Genomic DNA, 7,075 nt, shown 5'->3' on the forward strand with positions numbered 1-7,075 from the left:
TGCTCGCGAATGCGCCAGGTCAGCCAATAGCATCTTTGTATGATCCAGCGCTTTCGCGAGCAGGCTCGCTCCCACAGGAGGCGTGCTTAATGCATCAGAACGCCATGCGCCATTGACCCGCCACGCCGTACGTTCGGCTGTCATTACCCAGCTCACCCGTTAAGCCCACGCCCAGTGTGTGCGCCGCCGATAGACCAAGGTCGAGCCCCGCATCCACCGCGAGGCTGTTCCGATCCAGTGTCGCCCCGGTCACTTCAAAGCGCTTGCCGCCCTTGCGCAGTTGCTGGCGGGTGTCGCTGTCGATCGCGCCGAAGGTATGTTTCCAGCCTGCGCTCAAGCGCGGGGTCAAATGCATGCCGTTATCCAGCGTATTGATCTGCCCAAGCCGCAGGCCAAAGGTGCTGCTGAAGTTGTCGCGGGTCTGGCCGTAGACTTTCAGTGCCGCGTCGCCGCCCTTTTCGTTGTAGCTGTCGCGTTGATAACGCTGATAGCCGAGGCTGGCGTAGGGCTCGAGGGTGACGCTATCCCGGCCCAGATTGAACCCGACTTCGGCGAATGCCTGTTGAGTATGGGCGTCGTAGTTGCCCTTGAGACGATCGCTGAAACCCTTGAACGCGACCCGCCGTGTGCTGCTGCCGTCATGGCTCGCGTAGGTCGCGCCGAGGCGCAGTGACAGCGGGCCATCCTGACGCATGGCGTAGGCGCCGAGGTGCCAGCTGTCGAGGTCGCCGTCGTACTGGCGGGCATCGAGTTTGGTCTGCGATTTGCCGCCAAGCAGGCCGACATGCCAGTGCTCATCGAGTCGCCAGTCAGCGCCCACGACCAGCCCTTGCGTGGCATGTTGGAGGATGCCGTCAGCGTCGCGGTCAACCTTGCCGCCGTGGCCCAGCGCCTGAATCCACACCCGCCCGGAGTCTTCGCTGCCTGCGGCCTGACGAGGTGAACTGCGCGAGCCGTCAGTAGAGCCGGAACGGTTGTCCAGTTGGCGCATCGCCGAGAGCATGCTCGTACTGACCGGCGTGATACTGCTCAGCGTGGCTTTGGCGAGGTTGGCATTGCTGCCTGCGGCAAGTTGATCGAGGGCGATGGGCGCGGTGGTTTTATCGCTGGTCAGCAGTGCGGCTACTGCCGCGTTAGCAGGTTTTGTAAGTTGAGGCACGGGCTGGGCGGCGGCTTCGCTGGTTTGCGCAGTCAAGATTTCGTTTGGTATCGATGAGGTCGCTGGCGCGGAGTCTTCAATCAGGGCTGCAACCGAGGTCAGGACTGGCACTGGCACTGGCACTGGCACTGGCACTGCGATGACCGCTGCCGTAGGAGTTGAAGCGGGCATTGGCGAAGTGGGTGTTGAGGTCGGTGCAGTAGTAGCAATTAATGCTTCCTGCCCGGTAATACTGCCTGCAAGTGCAGCTGCGTTTTCCGTAGGCGCGAGGCTTTCAAGTGCTACATCATTGCGAGCGTAAGTCAGCCCAACCGATTTCTTGTTGTATTGAGCCGTGGCCGTCATATACGCCAGATCGTTCTCGATCCGGCCAAACTCGCCTTTCACCTCACGGGCTTCGATGATTTTGTATTGGCTGCTCTGCGGATATTCACCCGCCGCGACGACTTTCAGGGTGGCGCCGTCAAGCTGAGCTGTGCCATCGACCTTGATCGTCTGACCACCAGCGGGAGTGACCTCGTAAGCCAATTCGGCACCAGGCGCCAAGTGCAAATTACCCTTCACTCGAGGTGCGCCAAGCGCTGCATTGACGGTGAGCAGCCCACCCACCTCAAGATTTCCCACCGTGCCTTTACCGGCGAAACTGCCGCCATTCTGGACATACACATCACCCTTGATGCTGCCAAGGTTGGTCAGTGCCCCACCGCTGTTGACCAGAACGCCTTCATGAAAATCACCCTTTGAGCTCAGCGTCCAGTTGCCTTGGGCGACGAATAACCCATTGAAGTTGCGCGTGTCGTTCAACGCGCCGCCATCCGCAGCATTCAGAAACAACACGTTATCGCCCTTGCCGCCATCCAGCCGGCCAGTGAAGCTTGCGCCGTCTGTGAGGGTAATCAAGTCGTTGACGTCAGTCCCTTTGAACACGGTTTCCGGTGTCGTGAAGGTGATCGGTACCGTGCTCGCGTCAGTGAGAAAACCCTGGAGCCGTTCCATCGCCTGTTGCTTGGGGTTGGCTTCGGGCTGCTCCGTCGTTTCCATGTTTGGGGGCTGCTCGATTGCTTCAGTGGACTGCTCGGCGTTAGCCAGCGCTACGCCACCCAGCGCCAGTGAAATAGCCAGAGCCAGGTGTTTTGGTGCGAATAGGTGTTGAGTGGGCATCAGGTTCGATTTCCGTATCGAGAAAATCCAACTCTATTGCTGCCTGAAAAAAACCGATGTCGGCCGCTTCCCGCATCCACGCAGGCGACATCGGATCGTTGTGTAGAAAATCCTCACTGGTTTTCACAAATCAGAGATTTTGCGCAGTGGTGGCTGTTCTTTTTCCTACGGCTTTCTACCGTTGAAGAACCTTAACCAGCGGCACGTCAGACGCTTAACTGCATTAATTTGCGTTCAGACGGCCACATGGGAATGCTAATCTGCATTTTGTTGCAGATATTCCGGCGCGTGAAACTGCTTGGATGCACTATATTGCATGCATGAATAGTTTTTTCTCGTTGAGCTGCATTTAAATGCATACGGAATCAACATGTACAACCTGACAATCCAGATCTTCACCGCCGGGCAATGGCACGACGCGATGATTCTTGACTTCGATGATCCGGAAAAAGGCTTCGAAAGCCGCTGCAGTTTTGGCTATGAAGCGGACTATCTGGTGGAAAACATCGAGTTGATCGGGTCGGCTTTTTCCCAAGCCGTGAGTGCCCTGTATCCGCTGGATTGGGAAGGTCGGCGCGCGAAGACACCAGCCTTTGTCCACGACATCGCACCGGCAGGCGCAGCCAAGCGGTTTCTGCTCGCCCGCCTGGGTCAGGAAAGACCCGCCGAGATCAGCGCCGATCTGTTTCTGCTGGGTCGCAGTACACCGGCTCCCATTGGCAACATGCGAATAAAGGAATCGGCGGAAGCAGTCGATGAGAGGAAGCCGATCGGATTCAAGCGCGAGGAGGTCATTAGCCGCGACAACCGCTTTCTTGAATATGTCTACGAGCTGGGCGCGGCCATCGGTGGCGCGACGGGGGCAGGTGGGGAAGCTCCGAAGCTATTACTGGCAGAGAACAGCGCCGGGCTTCTGTATCCCGATGCGGTACTGGACGATGAAGAAGTGCGACAGCACTGGTTTGTGAAATTCGCCAGAAACAGGGGCGGGCAGGCCGACCAGGACATCCTGCGCAGCGAATTCCATTACTACAAAGCGCTGCAAACATTGGGCATCGAAACGGTCGCGGCAGAAGGCCTGGCCTTGGAAGAGGCGAACAAACCGAGTTTGTGGATGCGGCGTTTTGATCGACAAGTGAAAGATGGGGCGGTGTCGCGCTTTGCCGTCGAATCGATTTATTCGCTGGCAGAAGTGACGACGCCAGGCAGCGCCATGAATCATCTGGAAGTGATCCGCATGCTCGCCGGGCTCTGGCGCAAAGCGGGTCAGGCCAGCCAGATTGCCGGCCTCGTCGCAGATTATCTGCGTCGCGACCTGATCAATAAAATCCTCGGAAACTCAGATAACCACGGTCGTAACACGGCGATCATCCGGCAAGAGAACGCTTTCCAGCTCGCGCCGATTTATGACCTCGCCCCGATGGTCATGGATGACGAAGGCGTGACTCGTACGACCAAATGGCCAAGAGAGTTGGAGCGGGCGGGCGATGTCGATTGGCGAGGTGTCTGCCGGGTATTGGCCGATAGCGCAGATCCGCACGATTCGTTGGCGGGGCTGGATGCCTCGGCGCTGTTCGAGGGCCTGCGCGCGGATGCCCGCCGTCTGGCCGCACTGCCGGATATTCTTGCGGCCAGCGGTTTGCCCGCCAGAACCATGAATCACCCGAGCGTTCATCTGAAAAACCTCGAGCAACGTTTGCAAGAGTGGGACCTGCAATGAGTCTGACCGTCCTCGAGCGCACGGCGCTCATCGAAAGCATTCAGCAATCATTGGCCGAAGGTACTCTGGAAATCGGTGACGCCGTGCGCCGTTTACGGGTCGAAGTCACCGGTCTGCATCAGTCCCAGTTCGCGAAGATGTGCAAGATTTCTGTGCGCACGCTGGTGCATATCGAACATGGCGAAGGCAATCAGACGCTGAAGTCGCTGAACGCGGTGTTCCGCCCGTTCGGCATGAAAATGGGCGTTGTGCGGATACGTCGGGACACCGTTTGAATACGCTTCAGCCACGCCGCACATACGCCTTGCCGTAATGCCGCTCCATCCGTGCCTGAATCAGCTCCAGCCCGATCGACAGCAGCCAGTAGATGATCGCCGCCGTGGTGAGCATTTCGATGTAGCGATAGCTTGAGCGCCCGTAGGACTGGGCGAGAAACATCACTTCCCAGACGCCCATTACCGAGATCAGCGACGAGTCCTTGAGCATCGAGATGAACTGGTTGGTGGTCGGCGGGATAATCGTGCGCATGGCCTGGGGCAGGGTGATGCGCCAGAAGATCACGCTTTCGCGCAGGCCAAGCGCCAGGGATGCTTCGCGTTGGCCGTGATCGACGCCGAGGATGCCGGCGCGGAAGATTTCGCTCAGGTAGGCGCCGTAATTCAGCGACAGGGCAATGATGCCGGCGACGATGGCGCCGGGGACGATGCCCAGTTGCGGCAAGCCGAGGTAGATCAGCAGGATCTGGATCAGCAGTGGCGTGCCGCGAAAGAACGAGGTGTAGAAACTGGCGATGCCAAATGCGACGGCGCTGTTCGACAGGCGCGCCAGCGCGGTGATGAAACCGAGCAGCGACGAGGCGATGATCGAGCATGCGCAGAGAAACAGCGTCAGCGCTGCGCCTTGCAGGAAGCCGTTCGGCGCCAGCTTCAGGCCAACGAGGTTGGGCAGCTTGTCGAGGATGATCGCGAACTTCAGGTCGAAGCTGAGGAAGAATCCGGCAAACAGGCAGAACAGCGCCGCCCACGTCAGGTACAGGCGCGTTCGGAAACCAAAGAGCTTTTGCAGGCGTGTTTCAGCCACCGGTTGCGGTGGCTGGGGCGGGGTCGGAAAGGAAGTCATTGGCTGATATCGGCGCCGATCCATTTCTGCGACAGCTTGCTCAGGGTGCCGTCCTGTTTCAGTTGTGCGAACACCTCGCGCACCTTGGCGTCCCACTGCGGGTCACCCTTTTCGATGGCTACCGAGTTGGGTTCCGAGTAGAGCGGTTCGCCGGCCAGTTTGAAGCGCTGGTCCTGGTTCAGGCGCGGCTGTGCGGTGACCAGATTGGTGAGGATCGCATCCAGGCGCACGCCGGCGCCCAGGCCCAGATCCTGGAAGGCGACGTTGTCGGTGTCGTACGGAGCGATCTGCACATCCTCGAACGGATACTGCAACTGCGTATCCTCGGCGCCTTCGATGACCAGGTTCTTGTTCAGATAACTTTCGTAGCTGGAGGCGCTGGTCAGGCCGACCTTTTTGCCGCTCAGGTCCTTGGCGCTGTGGATGCGATCGTCCTTGGCGTTGACCACGATCACCGCTGGCGAGGCGTAGTACTCGACCGGGAAGTCGAACACCTCGGCGCGGGCCTTGCTCGGGGTCATCGAGCAGATGCAGATGTCGTAGCGCCCGCTCCAGCGGCCGGCGGCGATCACGTCCCAGGACGGCGTTTCCAGACGCAGTTTGACGCCAAGCTTGTCCGCCACCGCTTTGGCAACGTCGACATCGAAACCGTCGAGTTGATTCTGCTCATTGAGAAACGAGAAGGGCGGATAGCTTTCCATAAGCACGCCGACCAGCTCTTTTTTCTGCTCGACGCGGTCCAGCGTCGCGCCGCCGAAGGCTTGGGTGGAGGCCAGAATGGTCAGGCCCAGGGCCAATAGCGGTTGGAGTTTCACAGTTGCTTCCTGTTGAAAAAAGAGGTTGTTATTAACTGAGTGGTGCGTATTAAATAGTTATAAGAACGACTCTGATAGTGAGTTATTTTCATAAGCATATGAGTGAAAAGCATATGGGCGCAGCGAACAGGGTCATTCTCGATGGCGGCATGGGCCGCGAGTTGCAACGCGCCGGCGCACCGTTTCGCCAACCGGAGTGGTCGGCACTGGCGCTGAGTGAAGCGCCGCAGGCGGTCGAGGCGGTGCATTCCGCGTACATCAACAGCGGCGCCGACGTGATCACCAGCAACAGTTACGCGGTGGTGCCATTTCACATTGGCGAAGCGCGATTTGCGGCTGAAGGCCAGGCGCTTGCGGCACTGGCGGGGGAGTTGGCACGGCGGGCGGTGCAGGCATCCGGCAAGTCAGTGCGTGTTGCCGGTTCGTTGCCGCCGCTGTTTGGTTCGTATCGTCCGGATCTGTTCGAAGCGGATCGCGTGACCGAGCTGCTGACGCCGCTGGTCAATGGGTTGGCCCCGCATGTTGATCTGTGGCTGGCGGAAACCCAGAGTTCGATTATCGAGGCGCGGGCCATTCACGCCGGGTTGCCGAAGGACGGTAAACCGTTCTGGCTGTCGTTCACCCTCAAGGATGAAGACACCGATGAAGTGCCGCGCCTGCGCTCCGGTGAGCCGGTAGCCGAAGCGGCTGCGCTGGCGGCTGAACTTGGCGTCGAAACCCTGCTGTTCAACTGCAGTCAGCCGGAAGTGATTGGCGCGGCCATCGACGCGGCGCGCGCAACCTTTGAGCGTCTCGGCGTCACGATCAACATCGGCGCGTATGCCAACGCGTTTCCTCCGCAACCGAAAGAAGCCACGGCCAACGACGGGCTCGACCCGTTGCGTGACGATCTCGATCCGCCTGGGTATCTGCACTGGGCGCTGGACTGGCAACAGCGCGGCGCCAGTCATCTGGGTGGTTGCTGCGGGATCGGCCCGGAGCACATTGCGGTGCTGGCGCAAGAACTGCGTCGTTAAGAAAAGCCCCGCCAATTGTGGGAGCGAGCCTGCTCGCGAAAGCGGTCAGTCAGTCAATATTTCAGTGACTGACACAGCGCCTTCG

At 59.4% G+C, this 7,075-nt stretch carries 6 protein-coding genes; 3 read left to right on the forward strand and 3 right to left on the reverse strand.

Features of this window, described 5'->3' with window-relative positions; genetic code table 11:
• Nucleotides 1-94: 94 nt before the first annotated feature.
• Nucleotides 95-2,320 (reverse strand): autotransporter outer membrane beta-barrel domain-containing protein, encoded by a 2,226-nt coding sequence (locus QMX86_RS26710; RefSeq protein WP_282387220.1) that lies wholly within the window; start codon nt 2,318-2,320, stop codon nt 95-97.
• A gap of 370 nt (nt 2,321-2,690) precedes the next feature.
• On the opposite strand from QMX86_RS26710, the gene QMX86_RS26715 reads away from it, so the two are divergent.
• Nucleotides 2,691-4,040, forward strand: coding sequence for a HipA domain-containing protein (locus QMX86_RS26715; RefSeq protein ID WP_282387221.1), 1,350 nt, complete (start codon nt 2,691-2,693; stop codon nt 4,038-4,040).
• Complete coding sequence (locus QMX86_RS26720; RefSeq protein ID WP_252873598.1) at nt 4,037-4,315, forward strand: helix-turn-helix transcriptional regulator; 279 nt, start codon at nt 4,037-4,039, stop codon at nt 4,313-4,315. The genes QMX86_RS26715 and QMX86_RS26720 overlap by 4 nt, the downstream gene beginning before the upstream one ends.
• A gap of 7 nt (nt 4,316-4,322) precedes the next feature.
• Here the strand turns inward: QMX86_RS26720 and QMX86_RS26725 are convergent, their stop codons facing one another.
• Nucleotides 4,323-5,159 (reverse strand): amino acid ABC transporter permease, encoded by an 837-nt coding sequence (locus QMX86_RS26725; protein ID WP_123441880.1) that lies wholly within the window; start codon nt 5,157-5,159, stop codon nt 4,323-4,325.
• A complete protein-coding gene (locus QMX86_RS26730) occupies nt 5,156-5,974 on the reverse strand; it encodes an ABC transporter substrate-binding protein (protein WP_016772458.1) in 819 nt (272 codons plus the stop codon). Before QMX86_RS26730 ends, QMX86_RS26725 begins: the two co-directional genes overlap by 4 nt.
• Before the next feature lie 113 nt (nt 5,975-6,087).
• Here QMX86_RS26730 and QMX86_RS26735 point away from each other — a divergent pair, with 113 nt between their 5' ends.
• Entirely contained in the window at nt 6,088-6,990 is a 903-nt protein-coding gene (locus tag QMX86_RS26735; RefSeq protein WP_273526362.1) for a homocysteine S-methyltransferase family protein, read from the forward strand.
• Nucleotides 6,991-7,075 lie beyond the last annotated feature (85 nt).

The organism is Pseudomonas sp. PS01270 (assembly GCF_029959775.1).
Taxonomy (GTDB): domain Bacteria; phylum Pseudomonadota; class Gammaproteobacteria; order Pseudomonadales; family Pseudomonadaceae; genus Aquipseudomonas; species Aquipseudomonas atacamensis.

Coding starts and splice junctions, on each gene's coding strand:
- QMX86_RS26710 (WP_282387220.1), bottom strand. CDS start 2,320: ATGCCCACTCAACACCTATTCGCACCAAAACACCTGGCTCTGGCTATT.
- QMX86_RS26715 (WP_282387221.1), top strand. CDS start 2,691: ATGTACAACCTGACAATCCAGATCTTCACCGCCGGGCAATGGCACGAC.
- QMX86_RS26720 (WP_252873598.1), top strand. CDS start 4,037: ATGAGTCTGACCGTCCTCGAGCGCACGGCGCTCATCGAAAGCATTCAG.
- QMX86_RS26725 (WP_123441880.1), bottom strand. CDS start 5,159: ATGACTTCCTTTCCGACCCCGCCCCAGCCACCGCAACCGGTGGCTGAA.
- QMX86_RS26735 (WP_273526362.1), top strand. CDS start 6,088: ATGGGCGCAGCGAACAGGGTCATTCTCGATGGCGGCATGGGCCGCGAG.